We start from the raw sequence: 17,395 nt of genomic DNA, 5'->3' as shown, positions 1-17,395 counted from the left end.
GAGGGATTTTGTAATGGAATTTCGTTATTTACCAATGACCGAAGCTGATAAACATGAAATGTTGGCAACAATTGGTGTTTCATCTACTGAAGAGTTGTTCTCGGATATACCTGAGAAAGTTCGTTATAGAGAAGATTTAAAACTAAAAAAGCCAGCAAATGAAGCTCAATTAAAAAAAGAACTTGGTGAAATGGCAAGTCGAAATGCAAACTTAAAAGAATATAGTTCATTTTTAGGTGCTGGAGTCTATGATCATTATATACCATCTGTTGTAGATCACGTAATTTCTCGTTCTGAGTTTTACACTGCTTACACACCATACCAACCAGAAATTTCTCAAGGTGAATTACAAGCGATATTCGAGTTTCAAACGATGATTTCAGAATTGACTGGCATGGCTGTTGCGAACTCATCAATGTATGATGGGGGAACAGCATTAGCCGAGGCAGTGAACCTAAGTGCAGCACAAACAAAAAAGAAAAAAATCTTAGTATCTAAGGCGGTCCACCCAGAATCAAGAGCGGTTATAGATTCTTATGCTAAAGGACCGAACCTTGAGGTAGTTGAAATTGAACACTATAACGGGCGAACTGATTTAAAACAACTTGCAAGTGAACTAGATGAAGATACTGCAAGTGTTGTTATGCAATACCCTAACTTTTTTGGTCAAATTGAACCGTTGCATGAGGTTCAAGAATTAATACAACAACAAAAGAAAACAATGTTTGTTGTGTCGAGCAATCCTTTAGCTTTAGGGTACCTAACACCACCAGGGGAATTTGGTGCCGATATTGTAGTAGGCGATACACAAGTATTTGGTATTCCTGCTCAATTTGGTGGTCCGCACTGTGGTTATTTTGCGACAACTGAAAAATTAATGCGTAAAGTACCAGGTAGATTGATTGGGCAAACAACTGATGAAGATGGCCAGCGTGGCTTTGTTTTAACTTTACAAGCAAGAGAACAGCATATTAGACGTGATAAAGCTACATCTAACATTTGTTCAAACCAAGCATTAAATGCATTAGCAAGTTCCGTTGCTATGAGTTCAATTGGTAAGCGTGGATTAAAGAGAATGGCAGAATTGAATATGCACAAAACGCGCTATGCCAAACAACAACTAGTAGCTGCAAATATTGCAGTCTTAGCTGATGGTACATTTTTTAACGAAGTTGTTATTAAATTATCATCTCCAATCTCAGTTGTTAATGAAAAGTTATTAACGAAAGGGATTATTGGTGGTTATGATCTAGGGGAAGTTTATCCTGAACTAGAAAACCATATGTTGATAGCTGTAACAGAAAACCGTACAAAAGAAGAAATTGACGCTTTTGTTAAAGAATTGGGGGATATCAATGGCTAAAACAGATTTTCCATTAATTTTTGAACGCAGTAAAGAAGGAAGAACAAGTTATAGTTTGCCAGAGTTAGATGTTCCTAAATACGATCTGGATCATGAGTTAGAACATTCATATATTCGTCAAACAGCACCAGATTTACCTGAAGTAAGTGAATTGGATATCATGCGTCATTACACAGGATTATCAAGACGTAATTATGGTGTTGATTCTGGTTTTTATCCTCTTGGATCTTGTACCATGAAATACAATCCTAAGATTAATGAGGATGTAGCTAGAATAGATGGTTTTAGCCACATACATCCATACCAAGATCCGAAAAGTGTACAAGGCGCATTAGAGATGTTATATGATTTACAAACTTCATTACGAGAAATTACAGGTATGCATGAAGTTTCCTTGCAACCTGCAGCAGGAGCACAGGGAGAGTGGACCGGATTAATGATGATCCGTGCGTTCCATGAAGCAAATGGGGACTATAATCGTACAAAGGTTATTGTTCCAGACTCTGCACATGGAACAAATCCCGCATCAGCAACAGTAGCAGGATTTGAAGCGGTTACTGTGAAGTCAAATGAACAAGGTTTAGTCGATCTAGAGGATTTAAAACGTGTTGTTGGAGAAGATACTGCAGCATTAATGCTGACAAATCCAAACACACTAGGATTGTTTGAAACAGAAATTCTTGAAATGGCGGAGATTGTGCATGATGCAGGTGGTAAATTATACTATGATGGTGCCAATTTAAATGCGATCATGGGATATACACGTCCTGGAGACATGGGATTTGATGTTGTTCATCTAAATTTACACAAAACATTTACTGGCCCACATGGTGGCGGTGGCCCTGGATCTGGTCCTGTTGGGGTTTCTAAAGAGTTAGAGCCGTATATACCAAAACCCGTTCTCGTGAAACAAGAAGATCTTTTTGTTTTTGATTATGATCGTCCAAACTCAATTGGTAGAGTTAAACCTTACTATGGAAACTTTGGCATAAACCTGCGGGCATACACGTATATCCGCACGATGGGTGCTGAAGGGCTTAAAAAAGTAAGCGAATATGCCGTTTTAAACGCAAACTATATGATGCGTAAGTTGGAAAAAGAATATGTATTGCCATATCAGCAACATTGTAAACATGAATTTGTTTTATCTGGGAAGAAACAGAAAAAATTAGGTGTACGTACTCTGGATATTGCAAAACGTTTATTGGATTATGGATATCATCCACCTACCATATATTTCCCATTAAATGTGGAAGAAGCATTGATGGTTGAGCCTACAGAGACAGAATCAAAAGAAACTCTTGATGGTTTTATTGATACAATGGTAGCCATTTCTGAGGAAGTAAAAAATGATCCAGAATTAGTACAAGAAGCACCGCATGAAACGATCGTGAAGCGAATGGATGAAACAACTGCTGCAAGAAAACCTATTTTACGATATAGAAAGTAAATTATAAAAGGATGGTCAAAATGGACCATCCTTTTAAATTGGAAAATTTATTTAATTTTACCAGACCACTTTTTAAATCCACCTTTTAATTGGTTGATATCCTGATATCCTTTTTTGTGTAGTAGTTGGGCAGCTCTTGTTGATCTTGAACCACTTTGACAATAGAGGTAAACAGGCTTATCTTTCCTTAATTCAATTAATCGGTGTCGCATTTGAGTCATAGGTATATTTCTTGCACCTAATATATGACCGCGTTTAAATTCTTGTGGTTCTCTAACATCTATCAATTGAGCTTTACGATAACCTTCGCGAAACTGTTCCTCTGTTAATGTGTTTAGAATATTACGCTGTCTAAAGTATCGAAACAATCCAAAGCCAATAATAAGTACAAGTGCTATAACTAAAAATTCCATCATTTAATCCCCCGTTTTTCTCTTTACCTACTCTATTCTATTATATGGTTTTATACGTATTTTTTCAAAGTATTTTTTTGTGTTGTTATGGATGTCTTATAGGACTATTTTCTTATTTTTTCTAGTACACCTATTATTATCTTGATCGTGAAATCTATGTAAAGCTTGTTGCAGTCTGTTTTGCTGAGTGTAATGTCGATATTTGACAGAAACATTTATCAATAGTTCAATGGTTATTATGAAAAAGACGATATTAACGAATTTTCACGGTGTTAACTTTCACTTACTTTCATTTACTCCTGTTTATAGTTAATATCTATTTTTGACAAAACGACTTCTATTCGTTCAAATCACAATATATGGTATTTTTTTATTTTTTTAACACAATATATTGTTTTAATATTTTATAATGTGGTATTGTATTACTAACAACAAATAGATGATCAATATAAGAAAATAGATTGAGAAGGAGCGATCAAAAATGTCGATTCTTGTTGAAAAAGAGACAGAAATCAATGTAGACCAGCTTAATCAGGATATTACTTTTTTCCCTCAAGTACATCCCATAACCACTGATATGAAGCTGACACATAAGGGAGTATCCAGGTTAGTAATGCTTGATCGATATGCATTCAAGGATACGGAGAAGAAAACACTAAAAGAAGGCGATTTTGTTGTTTTAACAGTTAAAGCAGATCCAAAATTTCCTGCACGAGGCTTAGGTATTGTTAAATCGATTGACTGGTCCAAAAGAGAGGCAGACATTCAAGTTAATTCAGATTTTGTATCTGTTCTGGATAATGAAATAGAGGCTGAAACCGGTGTTGTTAAACGTGCGTTAGATGTCATTGATAAACCGTTGGAAGTATTTTACGAGCAGATTGCAAAACGAAATGCTACCGGTCTTTCAAGTGTAGAACAAACAGAAGATAAACAAGAAGAATGGTTAAGTAAGTTTAATGATGAGTTAGCTAGTTTAAATTTCATACCAGCAGGCAGAGTTCTGTATGGAGCTGGAGCTGAGACTGACGTAACCTACTTTAACTGCTATGTGATGCCTTATATAAAGGATTCACGTGAAGGGATTTCTGATCATCGTAAACAGGTGATGGAGATTATGAGTCGAGGAGGAGGCGTTGGAACAAATGGTTCCACTTTACGCCCTCGAAACACATTGGCTAAGGGTGTAAATGGAAAATCATCTGGTTCTGTTTCCTGGTTGGATGATATAGCGAAGTTAACACATTTAGTAGAGCAAGGCGGATCAAGACGTGGAGCTCAAATGATCATGTTAGTAGATTCACATCCAGATATAATAGAATTTATCATTTCTAAAATGCAAAATCCTAGAATATTACGATACTTAATAGAAAACACCGAAGATGAACAAATTAAACAACTAGCACAGGAAAAGTTAAAATTCACACCATTAACACAAACAGAAATTGACCTTTATCAAGGTATTGTAAATTATAAAACAATGCCGGGATTAGGTGGTTTCACACAAGCTGCTATCCGTGAAGCGGAAGAAAAATTAAACACTGGCGGAACATATGCTGTTCATAATTCCGAATTCTTAACCGGGGCTAATATTTCTGTTTGTATTACCAAAGACTTTATGGAAGCTGTTGAAAATGATGATGTGTACGAATTACGGTTTCCGGATGTAGAAAATTATACAAAGCAACAAATGAAAGAATATAATGAGCAATGGCATGAGGTAGGCGATGTCCGCAAATGGGAAGAAATGGGGTACGCTATTCGAGTTTACCGTTCTGTACAAGCAAAAGAGTTATGGAATTTAATCAATATTTGTGCGACATACTCAGCAGAGCCTGGTATCTTCTATATTGACAATGCGAATGATATGACAAATGCGAAAGCATATGGCGATCAAGTAGTCGCAACAAATCCGTGTGGTAAGGTAGCATAGTTTGCCTCACGTTAAACATTGCGGGATGAAGCGGGAAGGCTGAGATGCTAATCCGAACCGAAGGCTAAAAGTAAAATTTTGGTCAGGGGCAACGCATAGGTGGTGAACCTCGAGAAGAGAATATAATCCACCCACGAGACCGCAACATTAGCACACTAAATAAAAATATGAAATAAAATCAAGTCCACTATATTCCACTAATAGAAAATAACCAAGGACTTTTTGGGGTTAAGGATTTTAGAGTTATCTCAAAAGCAGTCTTTGGAGAAGATCGTGGAAGAAAAGAATTATTGATATATATGAAAAATGTGTGTAATGAAAAGGTATGCTGAACTTGCAGGAATTAAACTGTAAGAACTATTGGATAAAAAGCCGATAGGATAACAAAATTGGAACAACCACTCGCACCATACTCTGTGTGTAATCTTGCAGCAGTAAACCTAGCTGAAATGGCTGATAAAAATACAAAAACGGTTGACTTCGAGAAGTTAACGCAAACAGTTAAAACAGGAGTACGGATGCAAGATAATGTTATTGATGCAACGCCCTACTTTTTAGAAGAAAATAAAAAGCAAGCACTTGGTGAACGACGTGTAGGACTTGGGGTTATGGGGTTACATGACCTATTAATTTATTGTGAAACAGAATATGGCTCTCAAGAAGGAAATATGCTAGTAGATGAAATTTTTGAAATAATTGCAACTACTGCTTATCGTACTTCCATTGAACTTGCCAAAGAAAAAGAAAGTTTTCCTTTCTTAATTGGAAAAACGGATGATGAAACAAAAGCATTACGCGAAGCATTTATTAACACTGGTTATATGAAAAAAATGCCTGAAGATATAAGAGAAGGTGTTTTAAAGTACGGAATTCGAAACTCACACTTATTAACAGTTGCACCGACTGGGAGTACAGGTACTATGGTTGGAGTAAGCACTGGACTAGAACCTTATTTCTCTTTCTCTTATTTCAGAAGTGGAAGACTTGGTAAATTTATCGAAGTTAAAGCAGATATAGTGCAAGAGTATTTAGACACTAATCCTGCACAAGATTCAGATAATCTGCCGAAATGGTTTATAGCAGCAATGGAGTTAGCACCTGAGGCACACGCAGATACACAGTGTGTCATCCAACGATGGGTTGATAGTTCCATTTCAAAAACAGTAAATGCGCCAAGAGGGTATACCGTTGATCAAGTGGAAAGTGTGTATCGTCGACTATATAAAGGTGGGGCTAAAGGTGGAACTGTCTACGTAGATGGTAGCCGTGACTCACAAGTATTAACCTTGAAAGCAGAAGAGAACACAATGGATGAGAAATCAGAAGATATTATACCTTCTTCTAAACCAAAAGTGGTATTAATGGACACTATTCAGGAGTTAGATAAAACGAATGTAACAATTGGTTCTGAAGTTGGCGATCAATGCCCGGTATGTAGAAATGGAAGTGTAGAGGATATAGGTGGTTGTAATACATGTACAAGCTGTGGAGCACAACTAAAATGTGGATTATAAAATAATGAAAGGGAAGGAAGAACTAACGTTATATGTTAGTTCTTCCTTTTTTGTTTAGTACGTTGCTTGTTAATGCTAAAAAAATCATGTATGCTTTAAATAGAAACATTGTTGCACTGACTAAAAATTTATTCTTAAAATGGGGAGATAAAATGCCAACACCTAGCATGGAGGATTACATAGAACAAATATATAACTTAATAGAGTCTAAAGGATATGCTCGAGTATCCGATATTGCAGAAGCACTTGCGGTCCATCCATCTTCGGTTACTAAAATGGTTCAAAAATTGGATAAAGATGAATATTTAAAGTATGAGAAATATAGAGGGTTTATTTTAACACCAAAAGGAAAAAAGATAGGGGAACGGCTTGTATTTCGTCATGAGTTACTTGAAGATTTTCTAGAAATAATCGGAGTTGATCAGGGGAATATATATGAAGATGTTGAGGGGATTGAGCATCATTTAAGTTGGAATTCGATTGATAGAATTGGTGATCTAGTTCAATACTTCAAATCTGATAAGGAACGTGTAAATGGATTAAGGAAAATTCAGGAAGGAAAAGATAAATAAAATCTGTTGTATATTAGAGTTCTTTAAATTTAGTGTTCTAATCTGAGTTCTTTATGCTTAAAAATGTATAAAATGCATAAGGAGATTATAAATGAAAATCGATGCGGTATTTTCAGGTGGGGGCATAAAAGGATTTGCTTATATTGGTGCATTACAAAGCATTTCAGAAAATGATCTTGAAATGGAACGTGTAGCCGGAACCTCTGCAGGTGCTATTATTGCTTCATTTTTAGCTGCAGACTACACGTGGGATGAAATTAGAGATTTGTTTGAAGAAATGGATTTGAAGCATTTTCTTGACACTTCTACTTTAAATCGTATTATACCATTTAGCAAATGGTTATTTTTATATTTTCAGTTAGGACTATATAAAGGGGATAAGTTTGAAAACTGGTTGTATAATACGCTAGCGAAGAAAGGTATCATATCTTTTAAGGATATCAAAAAAGGTTATTTAAAAGTTGTGGTGAGTGATCTTTCACTAGGAAAATTAGTCGTTATTCCTGATGATCTAGAACGAGTGTACGGAATTGATTCAGCATACTTTCCAGTATCTAGAGCTGTTCGTATGAGTGCAGGATTTCCTTACTTTTTTATGCCGAAAAAATTATTAGGGCGTTCAAATCATAAAAGTCTTATAGTAGATGGCGGTCTATTAAGCAATTTTCCTCTATGGGTGTTTAATAATGGTGGAAAATTAAGGAAACGACCTATTTTAGGAATTAAATTAACGGGTTTTCAAGAGCAGTATCAAGCAAGGGAAATAAAGAATGCTTTTCAGATGTTCCATGCGCTTTTTTCCACCATGATGCAAGCACATGATGCAAGATATATCTCTAAGTCTCAGACGAATAATATTATTTTTATTCCTTCAGAGAATGTCGATACCATTAATTTTAAAATCACTGATCTCGTAAAAAAAGAGTTAATCCAAACAGGTAAACATAGCACTGATCTTTTTCTGAAATATTGGTCTACATAAAGAAGCCGAGCTTACTTAAAAAGTAGCTCGGTCTTTTCGTTTTTGCTTATTACCATCGATCACACGTAGATGGGAAGCACGTTTCGTTTGCTTTTTCTTCATTTGAAGGGCATGTGGCCGTTTGGTTGAAGAAGTAGGTGATTTTGTTTGTTGTTTATACTTGGATTTTGATTGTTTTACTGCTTGTTTATATTTTCTCATATCACTTGAAGTAGCACGTTTTTTAAAAAAGAGAAAATAGACTACCGCAAAAATGGCCAAACCAAAACCAACCATAACAACGATATTCATAAAGAAGTTTGCTGTATTAGTAAATAGCTGTGAAATCAAGCCAATTACTGCTAAGCCAATAATTATATATATTAACGAGGAGAATTTATTACGAACCATTTGAAGTCCTCCTTTCTCAGTTCATCTTACTTTACCTATACCACTATCTTCTACTTTTATATCATTATTTTATACAATTTTAAGATATTATACTATTTTAAATAACAGTGACTAGTTATAGCAACAAAAAAACTTAAATCTTTTACTACTTTCGATTCTTTCCTTTTCAACTCAAAATATTCATTACAATTTCCTTTTCTTCTTTTGAAAGTATAAATGCTTTTATTCAGTGCAAATTTAATAGCTTAAAAACTACCAGTTCTTAATAACCATTATAAATCTTCACTCACGAAATGGTGAATTGATTCTATTTTAACAGGAAAACATACGGTAATAGTAAAAGTAATGAAAATGTTTTTGATTGCATTTAACTCAATTGGCAATAATAATCGTGGAGGTGTCAGTTTTGAAAGAAGATCCAAAATTAGAACAAAATAAACAAGAAAAAGCATTATCTCTGTTATCAAGGTCGTTACTTACTGGATTTATTGGTGGAGTTATTTGGAGCACACTTGGTGTATTCTTGTATTACTTCAATTTTTCTGAAGTAGCACCAAGAAGCTTTGTTTTGCGTTCCTGGAACACTGCAGCATGGACTAGTAGTTGGTTAGGGGATGTGGTATCCATTGTAATGATTGGAATTATTTCGGTAGCAGTAGCCTTTGTTTATTATGGAGTACTAAAGAAAATAAGAATTATGTGGATGGGTGCTGCGTATGGAGCAATTCTATGGTTAATTGTATTTTATGTCTTGCAACCAATCTTTACAAACATTTCTAAACTTACAGATATGAATTTATATACGATTGTATCCACTGTTTGTTTATATATCATATATGGAACATTCATTGGATATTCTATTTCTTATGATTATCATGATACAGTTATGAAAGAAAATCAGGAACGTAAGTCAGAAAAATCAGATGTATAGTTATTAAAATTAATTTTTTTATGATAAACTAAATGAGTCATACTATATAAGGGTAAAGGAATGAAAGAAGCCTATGAAGCGTCTTTTATTAGTTAATGGGCCTAACATTAATTTGTTAGGAATGCGTGAAAAGGAGATTTATGGGGATTTCTCTCTCAAGGATATTGTTAGAAATCTAGCATCATTGACAAAGCAATATGGTTATACCATTGATGACTTTCAATCAAATCATGAAGGAGAATTGATTGATCGTTTGCAGGAGGCTAACGGGCAATACAATGGAATTATTTTTAATCCTGCAGCTTACACACATACAAGCATTGCATTAAGAGATGTGATTAAGGCGATTGACACACCAGTTATCGAAGTACATATTTCCAACGTACACCAACGGGAATCATTTCGGCACACATCTATGTTAGCACCTGTATGTTATGGACAAATTGTCGGGTTAGGTATTTCTGGTTATCGTTTAGCCGCATTAGCATTTATTGAGGAACATATAGAAAGGAATGAAGGCCATGGGGAAAATAACTAATCTTAGAAATGGTTTAGAAGAGAAAGAATTAGATGCGATCCTAATTACGAGCTCTATAAACAGAAGGTATATGACAGGCTTTACTGGAACTGCTGGTGTTGTACTTATCAGCAAAAATGCTACACGATTTATTACAGACTTTCGTTACATAGAACAAGCTAATGAACAAGCAACGGGGTTTGAAGTTATTAAACATACACAACCGATTGAACAAGAAATAAATACGCAATTAAAAGATCTGAATATATCACGTTTGGGATTTGAAAAAGATCATGTGACTTATTCAGATTATGAATTATATAAAAAAACATTTGAGAAAGCAGAATTAATCCCTGTAAGTGGGCTAATTGAAGAACTACGTCTCATTAAATCACAAGAAGAGCTTTCCATAATGAAAAAAGCAGCAGAGATTGCCGATGGTGCATTTGAACATATACAAAGTTATATAAAGCCCGGAGTAAAAGAAATAGATGTGTCAAATGAACTAGAGTTTTTTATGCGTAAACAAGGTGCAACATCGTCTAGCTTTGATATCATAGTTGCTTCAGGATATCGTTCAGCACTACCACATGGTGTAGCCTCTGATAAGGAAATTCAAAACGGTGAACTTGTTACACTGGATTTTGGAGCACTTTACAACGGTTATTGTTCTGATATTACTAGAACGTTAGCAGTCGGGGAAATAAGTGATGAATTACGTACGATTTACAACACTGTACTACAAGCGCAATTGCTAGGTGTAGAAGGAACAAAGCCTGGCATGACTGGTAAGGAAGCAGATGCACTTACAAGAGATTATATAACAGAAAAAGGATATGGAAAATACTTTGGTCATTCAACCGGACATGGCCTTGGATTAGAAGTACATGAAGGACCAGGTCTATCGTTCAAATCTGATAAAAAGTTAAAAGCAGGTATGGTGGTGACAGTTGAACCTGGTATTTATATTCCTGGAGTTGGCGGTTGTAGAATTGAAGATGATATAGTTATAACTGAAACGGGTAATGAGAGGTTATCGTTTTCATCAAAAGATTTAATTCAACTATAGTCATGAAAGGAGAATGTGATAAATGATATCAGTTAATGATTTTAAAACAGGACTAACAATAGAAGTAGATAATAGTATATGGCAGGTAATGGAATTTCAACATGTGAAGCCCGGAAAAGGTGCTGCATTTGTTCGATCCAAACTTCGCAACTTGCGTAATGGCAGTATCCAAGAAAAAACGTTCCGTGGAGGAGAAAAGGTAAGTAAAGCTCATATTGAGAACAGAAAAATGCAGTATTTGTACTCCTCAGGAGACACACATGCATTTATGGATACGAACACATACGAACAATTAGATATGCAGACAAGTCAACTTGAAAATGAATTAAAATTTATTAAAGAAAATATGGAAGTTTCTATTGTCACATATGAAGGTGAAGTTATTGGTATTGAATTACCTAAAAATGTGGAATTGGAAGTAACTGAAACAGAACCGGGTATTAAAGGTGATACTGCAAGTGGCGGTACTAAACCAGCAACCCTTGAAACCGGTCTTATTGTTCAAGTTCCATTTTTCATTAATGCTGGAGAAGTATTAGTGATAAATACAGCTGACGGTAAATATATCTCAAGAGCATAATAACAATTTTTAAGAAGGCAGTCCTAAAACTAGGGCTGTCTTTTTTTTTTTTTGGTAGTAGTAAGAAAAGTATATAACTTGAAAGTTTTGTACATTTATCTACAGAATCTGACACGTCCAACTCCGACGCACAGGACAAGGAAGGCTTCGACAGCGAAACACCGCACAAAGAAAAAGCGATTCTTTTTCGAGGACATACTAGTGCCGATGACGCCACAGGATGAGGAAAGCTTCCCTAAAAAGCATCGCACGCAGAAAAACGTTTTTCCTTTTCAAGGAAGTGGCGAACTTAGCCTGTATGGGTGCTGCTAGTTTTTCTTATTAAGGTGATAACTTACCGAATTTTATAATCTTAACCGGATCTATTGTCATAATTCAGCTGAGAGGACATACATTTATGTATAAAGCTAGTAAAAGGTGAGGACATGCTATGGAGGAAATACTACGATTGTTTCCGGACTCTATTAGAAAAGCGATCAATTCAACAATTAATGGCAGATGGGCTCTTCTGCAAGAAATAAGATTTCGACTATATCAACCTGTAGAACTAATTTTCGATCATAAAATGGAGTGGATTAGTACAATTAAACCAAATAAAAAGGATGGTATTTTTATAGTAAATCAACTAAGTGAATTCTCCCTTTACCGAATGGAAGATGAACTGAGAGAAGGCTATATTACGATTGAGGGAGGACACCGTGTGGGGCTTGCAGGCAAGGTCAATACCAAACAAGGAGTTGTAAAGGCGCTTCAACATATTACATTCTTAAATATCCGAATTGCAAAAGAAAAACTAGGATGCGCCAAGCCTATCATGCCCTATATTTATAAAGGTGACTACATGAATACCCTTTTTGTAGGTGCTCCACAAACTGGAAAGACAACAATGATACGTGATGCAGCCCGATTGGTTGCTACTGGTTGGGGCGGGGTTGAAGCTAGAAAAGTAGCGATTATCGATGAAAGGTCTGAAATTGCAGGCTCCATAAAAGGTGTGCCACAGCACGACTTAGGTCTTCGAGCAGATGTTATGGATGCTTGCCCAAAGGCAGAAGGTATGATGATGATGATTCGTTCCATGTCTCCAGATGTATTAATCGTTGACGAAATTGGCAGCAATAGAGATGTACAAGCATTGATGGAAGCAATAAATGCAGGGGTTATAGTGATGTGCACTATTCATGGTAATACATTATCTGATTTAAAAAAGAGACCTTCATTAAACGTGTTATTTCAACAGGAAATTTTTAAGCGTATTGTCATTTTTCAAAAACATGTAAATCCCGGCAAGATTAAGCATATATATAATCAGCGAGAAGAAAATATTTTAGAGAAATCGAGGTGCTTACCAGATGAAGTGGATAGGAGCACTTCTTTTCATAGGCACAACCACCTGGATCGGGTTTGAAGTGAGTAACAGATTAAACAAGCGACCTAAACATATTCGACAACTAAAAAACGCTTTACAGATTTTAGAGGCAGAAATTTTATACAGTCAATTACCCTTAAAAGACGCTTTCGAGACGATTGCAAAACAAATTCCAGATCCGATAAACTCTTTTTTCTATACATTAAGTAACTCTATGGAAGAAGGTAATACAGATCTATTCAACAAATGGAACGAAAGCATCAACGAGTTGTTAAAAGTATCGTCTTTAGCAAGTAATGAACAAGAAATTCTTAAACAATTTGGTCGTACTCTTGGCCAACATGATTTTGATCAACAACAAAAACATATACATCTTGCAATCAGTCACCTTGATCGAGAACTAGAGGAAGCTAGGGATAATCAATTTAGATATAGCAAAATGGCAAAAAGTCTAGGAGTCTTATGCGGAATATTTATCGTATTATTGCTCATTTAGAAGGAAAGGGGTACATCCATGTTTAATGATGCATCCGTTTTATTTCAAATTGCTGGTATAGGGGTAATTGTTGCACTGATCCATACTATTTTAAAGCAAATGGGAAAAGAAGAAATAGGTCAATTTGCTACGTTGCTTGGATTTATAATTGTTCTTGTAATAGTTATAAATGGCCTTTCTGATCTATTTCAACAGATTAGGTCCGTATTCCTTTTTCAGGGGTAATTTAAATGGATATTATACAAATTGTTATTCTCGGTATTATTGCAAGTATTTTATATATTGTACTAAAAGATATTAACCCATCATTTGCTTTTCTTCTGATTATCGTAACAGGAATTATTATTTTCTTAGCGATCATTAAACAAATAGGTACTATTTTTCAAATAATTGAATCATTAGGACAAAAGGCGAATATAGATAATATGTACATGGAGACCATTCTGAAAATAATTGGAATCGCTTATATTGCTGAACTAGGTGCAAATATAACGAAAGATGCAGGTCTTGGATCTGTCGCAGCAAAGATAGAATTAGCAGGAAAGATATTCATCCTATTACTGGCAGTTCCAATACTAACAGCAGTCATAGAGGCCATATTAAGTTTTCTACCAGTGAGTTAAACAATTAATATACTTGAAGGGAGTAATTGTGGTGAATGAAACGAAATAAATGCTTAGTTGGTTTCCTATTCATTCTATTGTTACTCCTAACTGGACAAGCACACGTATATGCTGAATATAAAAAGAAAGAAGAAGCAGGTATATTGGCAGAAGCAGATATATTAGATGATGTTTCGCTGGATGGTGTTAATCGCCATTGGAATAACCTTGTACATGAGTATGGGGGATATATTCCTGAATTAGAAAAAACCAGCGTTTATGAATTTATAAAGAATCAAGAATCATTCTCTCTTAAAGAAACAATGATGGGGTTATTAGAGTACTTATTTCATGAACTTATCTTAAATGGAAAACTATTAGGTTCTCTATTACTGTTAACGCTTTTTTCAATAGTACTTCAAACCATGCACACAGCTTTTGAAAAAAGCTCGATTAGTAAAATTGCATATTTTGTAGTTTATATCGTTTTAATATACTTGGCATTAAATAGCTTTTATGTAGCAGTTTCATATGCGAAAGAAGCCATTGATACCATGAGTAGTTTTATGATTGCATTACTTCCCTTAGTCTTAGGTTTAATGGCGACATTTGGTAATGTTGTTGCTGTCTCATTTTTTCATCCCATAGTTCTATTTCTTATTCCCTTAAGTGGTGTACTCGTTTCAAATTTTATATTACCTTTACTGTTTCTTTCAGCTCTGTTAATGATCGTAAGTAGTTTAAATGAGAATTATAAAGTTACCCATTTGGCAAACCTACTAAAAACAATAGGATTGGGAACCTTAGGTGTATTTTTAACTGTGTTTTTAGGTGTCATGTCTGTTCAAGGCGCATCAAGTGCAATTCAGGACGGAGTGGCAATGAAAACTGCTAAGTTTATAACTGGAAATTTTATCCCTGTTGTAGGCAGAACATTTACAGATGCTGCAGATACCATGTTAAGTGCTTCGTTACTTCTAAAAAATGCAGTAGGAATTGTAGGCGTTATTATTATTGTTTTTATTGCATTGTTTCCAGCCATTAAGATTTTTGCTATAGCACTGATTTATAAAATTGCTGCTGCAGTTTTACAACCAATTGGTGATGGTCCAGTTATTGAAAGTTTAAACACAATAAGTAAATATATAGTTTTAATATTGGCATGTTTATTAGCTGTAACCTTAATGTTTTTCCTAGCTATCGTCATTATTGTTGTAGCTAGTAATATAACGCTGCTCCTGCGCTAGGGGGGATATATAAATGGATATACTTATTCAATGGATTACACAAATTATTATTTTTGTATTACTAGCAACCATCATCGATTTACTAGTACCTGCAACTGCTATGAAAAAATACGTTAAGTTAGTGGTCGGTTTAATATTGATTCTAATTTTTTTGAAGCCACTTTTTTTCTTGTTTGATTTTAACGTTCAACAGGCTCTGGAAGCCTCGTACGAACAGCTTAACTTGGAACAGGCAACGGAGTTAAATACAGAAAATTTAATAGAATTACAAAAAAATGAAATACAAGCCTCACAAAATGCATATATTGAAGAACAAATGACTGTTCAATTAAAAGATTTGGCTAAGGGACCTTTGTTAAAAGAATTTGATGCAGAAATAGCAGACATTGACTATTTATTTATCACAGAGACAGATCTTACATACGAAGGCCTGGAGGAAGTCATTGTGTATTTACAAGAATCAGAGAATGGGGAGGGAGCAGTTAGTGTTGTTGATGATGTTGTAATAAATACAGATGAACCACAAGTTTTGGAGGACGAGCAAGATGTAGAAGAGATAAAAGCCTTATTAGAGAATGTTTGGGAATTCAACAATAAGAAATTAACTGTTTTATGGGAGGGAGGGACACCTTGAAACAGAAACTAAAAAAATTATTTGAGTTTAATAGTATGGATAAAAACTCCAAAAAGTTTTTCAAAAAAACTGGATACCTATTAGTGATTGGTCTCTTGGGCTTATTGTTGCTTATTGTTGGTAATGCCTTTACTACTTCATCAGAAGACGAGCCAAATAATAATGATGATCTAATCATTCAACCAAAAAAAGAAACGAAGGAAACGTTTTCAGAAGATAAATCTACCACCTCAGACGTAGATGAATTAGAAGCAACTTATCAAAAAGATCTTGTAGAAATGTTGGATAAAATACAAGGCGTTTCTGATGTTGAAGTAATGATTAATCTGGATTCTACAAAAGTAAAAGTATATGAAAGAAACTTAATTACTGGACAACAAACTACCAATGAAAATGACACAAATGGTGGAACAAGAGAAATTGAGGATCGAACAGAAGAAACGCAGGTTGTACTGGTAAGACAAGGAGATAAAGAAGTACCACTATTAATTCAAACAAGAAAGCCTGAGGTAAGGGGAGTTTTTGTTGTTGCAAAAGGAGTAGATCATGCGTCAGTTAAGCAATGGGTAATAGAAGCTGTTTCTCGTGTACTAGATGTCCCGACACATAGAGTATCTGTAATGCCTAAAAATTAAGGAGGATTTAATATGTTAAAAAAGCAAACAGTGTGGTTATTAACGATGTTGAGTTTGATGATTGTGTTGAGTGTTTATTATCTGACATCTCCAACCAGTGAGGATCTAGCTTACATCGATAATGGGGAAACTGATTCAGAAGAAACAGCAACATCTGAATCAGGTGAAGAAATGGATGGTACAGAGGTAGACGACATCTCAAATTTAGGACAAGATGAGTTGTTTACTACTATTAGAATGGACCTTAATGATGAGCGAAGTATGAAAAAACAAAGATTAGAAGATATTGTAGCTTCTAGTTCAGCAACAACAGAAGAAATCAATGAGGCGTTAAATGAAATAGATACCATAGACCAAATATCTACAAAGGAATCGATTTTAGAGGATTCCATTATAGCATCAGCTAATTATCAGGATGTTTTGGTTCGCTCAGAAGATGAAAAAATCCACGTCCATGTAAAAGTAGAAGAGCTATCAAAAGAAGAGACAGTAAATATTATGCAGATGGTTAGGGATGAATTTGGCGAAGTAACCGTTGATGTTAATTTTCAACCTACAGGAAGCTAATAAACAAAAATAAATGGTGCCAAGTTTGTACGTGAACTTGACACCATTTTTTATTTTTGCCTTTTTAATGGTTTAGAAAACCCCTGGCTATGCCGGGGGTTCCGGAGAGCTTCTAGCGTGGTAATAAAAAA

Annotated in this window: 18 protein-coding genes and 2 pseudogenes; 18 read left to right on the top strand and 2 right to left on the bottom strand. The window is 35.0% G+C overall.

Going from position 1 to position 17,395, the window contains the following annotated elements:
- Nucleotides 1-13 precede the first annotated feature (13 nt).
- Both gcvPA and gcvPB read left to right on the top strand, forming a co-directional pair.
- Nucleotides 14-1,363: an aminomethyl-transferring glycine dehydrogenase subunit GcvPA gene (gene gcvPA / locus ACFQ3N_RS08660; RefSeq protein WP_390361466.1), complete on the top strand. Its 1,350-nt coding sequence runs from the start codon at nucleotides 14-16 to the stop codon at nucleotides 1,361-1,363.
- Complete coding sequence (gene gcvPB, locus ACFQ3N_RS08655) at nucleotides 1,356-2,813, top strand: aminomethyl-transferring glycine dehydrogenase subunit GcvPB (RefSeq protein ID WP_390361464.1); 1,458 nt, start codon at nucleotides 1,356-1,358, stop codon at nucleotides 2,811-2,813. Before gcvPA ends, gcvPB begins: the two co-directional genes overlap by 8 nt.
- 47 nt (nucleotides 2,814-2,860) lie before the next feature.
- Here the strand turns inward: gcvPB and ACFQ3N_RS08650 are convergent, their stop codons facing one another.
- Nucleotides 2,861-3,226, bottom strand: a complete 366-nt coding sequence (locus ACFQ3N_RS08650) for a rhodanese-like domain-containing protein (RefSeq protein ID WP_390361462.1) — start codon at nucleotides 3,224-3,226, stop codon at nucleotides 2,861-2,863.
- 481 nt (nucleotides 3,227-3,707) lie between these two features.
- Between ACFQ3N_RS08650 and ACFQ3N_RS08645 the strand changes: the two are divergent.
- From ACFQ3N_RS08645 to ACFQ3N_RS08630, 4 genes and pseudogenes are all read left to right on the top strand, one after another.
- Nucleotides 3,708-5,147: pseudogene (locus tag ACFQ3N_RS08645) on the top strand (vitamin B12-dependent ribonucleotide reductase); the annotation flags it as partial.
- Nucleotides 5,148-5,551: 404 nt separating this feature from the next.
- Nucleotides 5,552-6,673, top strand: a pseudogene (locus tag ACFQ3N_RS08640) (vitamin B12-dependent ribonucleotide reductase); the annotation flags it as partial.
- Between the two features lie 152 nt (nucleotides 6,674-6,825).
- A complete protein-coding gene (mntR, locus tag ACFQ3N_RS08635; RefSeq protein WP_390361773.1) occupies nucleotides 6,826-7,245 on the top strand; it encodes a transcriptional regulator MntR in 420 nt (139 codons plus the stop codon).
- Between the two features lie 91 nt (nucleotides 7,246-7,336).
- Nucleotides 7,337-8,227 carry a patatin-like phospholipase family protein gene (locus ACFQ3N_RS08630; RefSeq protein WP_390361460.1) on the top strand — a complete coding sequence of 297 codons (891 nt, stop codon included), beginning with the start codon at nucleotides 7,337-7,339 and terminating at the stop codon, nucleotides 8,225-8,227.
- A gap of 15 nt (nucleotides 8,228-8,242) precedes the next feature.
- Here the strand turns inward: ACFQ3N_RS08630 and ACFQ3N_RS08625 are convergent, their stop codons facing one another.
- Nucleotides 8,243-8,617: an SA1362 family protein gene (locus tag ACFQ3N_RS08625; RefSeq protein WP_390361458.1), complete on the bottom strand. Its 375-nt coding sequence runs from the start codon at nucleotides 8,615-8,617 to the stop codon at nucleotides 8,243-8,245.
- 406 nt (nucleotides 8,618-9,023) lie between these two features.
- Between ACFQ3N_RS08625 and ACFQ3N_RS08620 the strand changes: the two genes are divergently transcribed.
- The 12 genes from ACFQ3N_RS08620 (at nucleotide 9,024) to ACFQ3N_RS08565 (ending at nucleotide 17,264) form a co-directional block, all read left to right on the top strand.
- Entirely contained in the window at nucleotides 9,024-9,548 is a 525-nt protein-coding gene (locus tag ACFQ3N_RS08620; RefSeq protein WP_390361456.1) for a YqhR family membrane protein, read from the top strand.
- Nucleotides 9,549-9,621: 73 nt separating this feature from the next.
- The gene (aroQ, locus tag ACFQ3N_RS08615; RefSeq protein WP_390361454.1) at nucleotides 9,622-10,086 is read left to right on the top strand and encodes a type II 3-dehydroquinate dehydratase; all 465 of its coding nucleotides are present in this window, start codon (nucleotides 9,622-9,624) and stop codon (nucleotides 10,084-10,086) included.
- Nucleotides 10,070-11,134 carry a M24 family metallopeptidase gene (locus tag ACFQ3N_RS08610; protein ID WP_390361452.1) on the top strand — a complete coding sequence of 355 codons (1,065 nt, stop codon included), beginning with the start codon at nucleotides 10,070-10,072 and terminating at the stop codon, nucleotides 11,132-11,134. The genes aroQ and ACFQ3N_RS08610 overlap by 17 nt, the downstream gene beginning before the upstream one ends.
- A gap of 22 nt (nucleotides 11,135-11,156) precedes the next feature.
- Entirely contained in the window at nucleotides 11,157-11,714 is a 558-nt protein-coding gene (efp, locus tag ACFQ3N_RS08605; protein WP_390361450.1) for an elongation factor P, read from the top strand.
- A gap of 430 nt (nucleotides 11,715-12,144) precedes the next feature.
- Nucleotides 12,145-13,122, top strand: coding sequence for a stage III sporulation protein AA (gene spoIIIAA / locus ACFQ3N_RS08600; RefSeq protein WP_390361448.1), 978 nt, complete (start codon nucleotides 12,145-12,147; stop codon nucleotides 13,120-13,122).
- Nucleotides 13,067-13,579: a stage III sporulation protein SpoIIIAB gene (spoIIIAB, locus tag ACFQ3N_RS08595; RefSeq protein WP_390361446.1), complete on the top strand. Its 513-nt coding sequence runs from the start codon at nucleotides 13,067-13,069 to the stop codon at nucleotides 13,577-13,579. Before spoIIIAA ends, spoIIIAB begins: the two co-directional genes overlap by 56 nt.
- An 18-nt stretch (nucleotides 13,580-13,597) precedes the next feature.
- Nucleotides 13,598-13,804, top strand: coding sequence for a stage III sporulation protein AC (spoIIIAC, locus tag ACFQ3N_RS08590; protein WP_390361444.1), 207 nt, complete (start codon nucleotides 13,598-13,600; stop codon nucleotides 13,802-13,804).
- A 5-nt stretch (nucleotides 13,805-13,809) separates the two neighbouring features.
- Entirely contained in the window at nucleotides 13,810-14,202 is a 393-nt protein-coding gene (gene spoIIIAD / locus ACFQ3N_RS08585) for a stage III sporulation protein AD (RefSeq protein ID WP_390361442.1), read from the top strand.
- A 35-nt stretch (nucleotides 14,203-14,237) separates the two neighbouring features.
- On the top strand, nucleotides 14,238-15,428 hold the full coding sequence (spoIIIAE, locus tag ACFQ3N_RS08580) for a stage III sporulation protein AE (RefSeq protein ID WP_390361440.1): 1,191 nt from the start codon (nucleotides 14,238-14,240) through the stop codon (nucleotides 15,426-15,428).
- A gap of 13 nt (nucleotides 15,429-15,441) precedes the next feature.
- Nucleotides 15,442-16,062, top strand: coding sequence for a stage III sporulation protein AF (spoIIIAF, locus tag ACFQ3N_RS08575; RefSeq protein ID WP_390361438.1), 621 nt, complete (start codon nucleotides 15,442-15,444; stop codon nucleotides 16,060-16,062).
- Entirely contained in the window at nucleotides 16,059-16,697 is a 639-nt protein-coding gene (gene spoIIIAG, locus ACFQ3N_RS08570; protein ID WP_390361436.1) for a stage III sporulation protein AG, read from the top strand. Before spoIIIAF ends, spoIIIAG begins: the two co-directional genes overlap by 4 nt.
- A 12-nt stretch (nucleotides 16,698-16,709) precedes the next feature.
- Entirely contained in the window at nucleotides 16,710-17,264 is a 555-nt protein-coding gene (locus ACFQ3N_RS08565) for a SpoIIIAH-like family protein (RefSeq protein ID WP_390361434.1), read from the top strand.
- The last annotated feature ends 131 nt before the right edge of the window (nucleotides 17,265-17,395 follow it).

This window comes from Virgibacillus byunsanensis, assembly GCF_042675965.1.
GTDB classification, from domain to species: Bacteria; Bacillota; Bacilli; order Bacillales; family Amphibacillaceae; genus Virgibacillus_R; species Virgibacillus_R byunsanensis.
The sequence above is the reverse complement of the archived record's forward strand: the minus strand, read 5'-3'. Positions and strand labels throughout refer to the sequence as shown.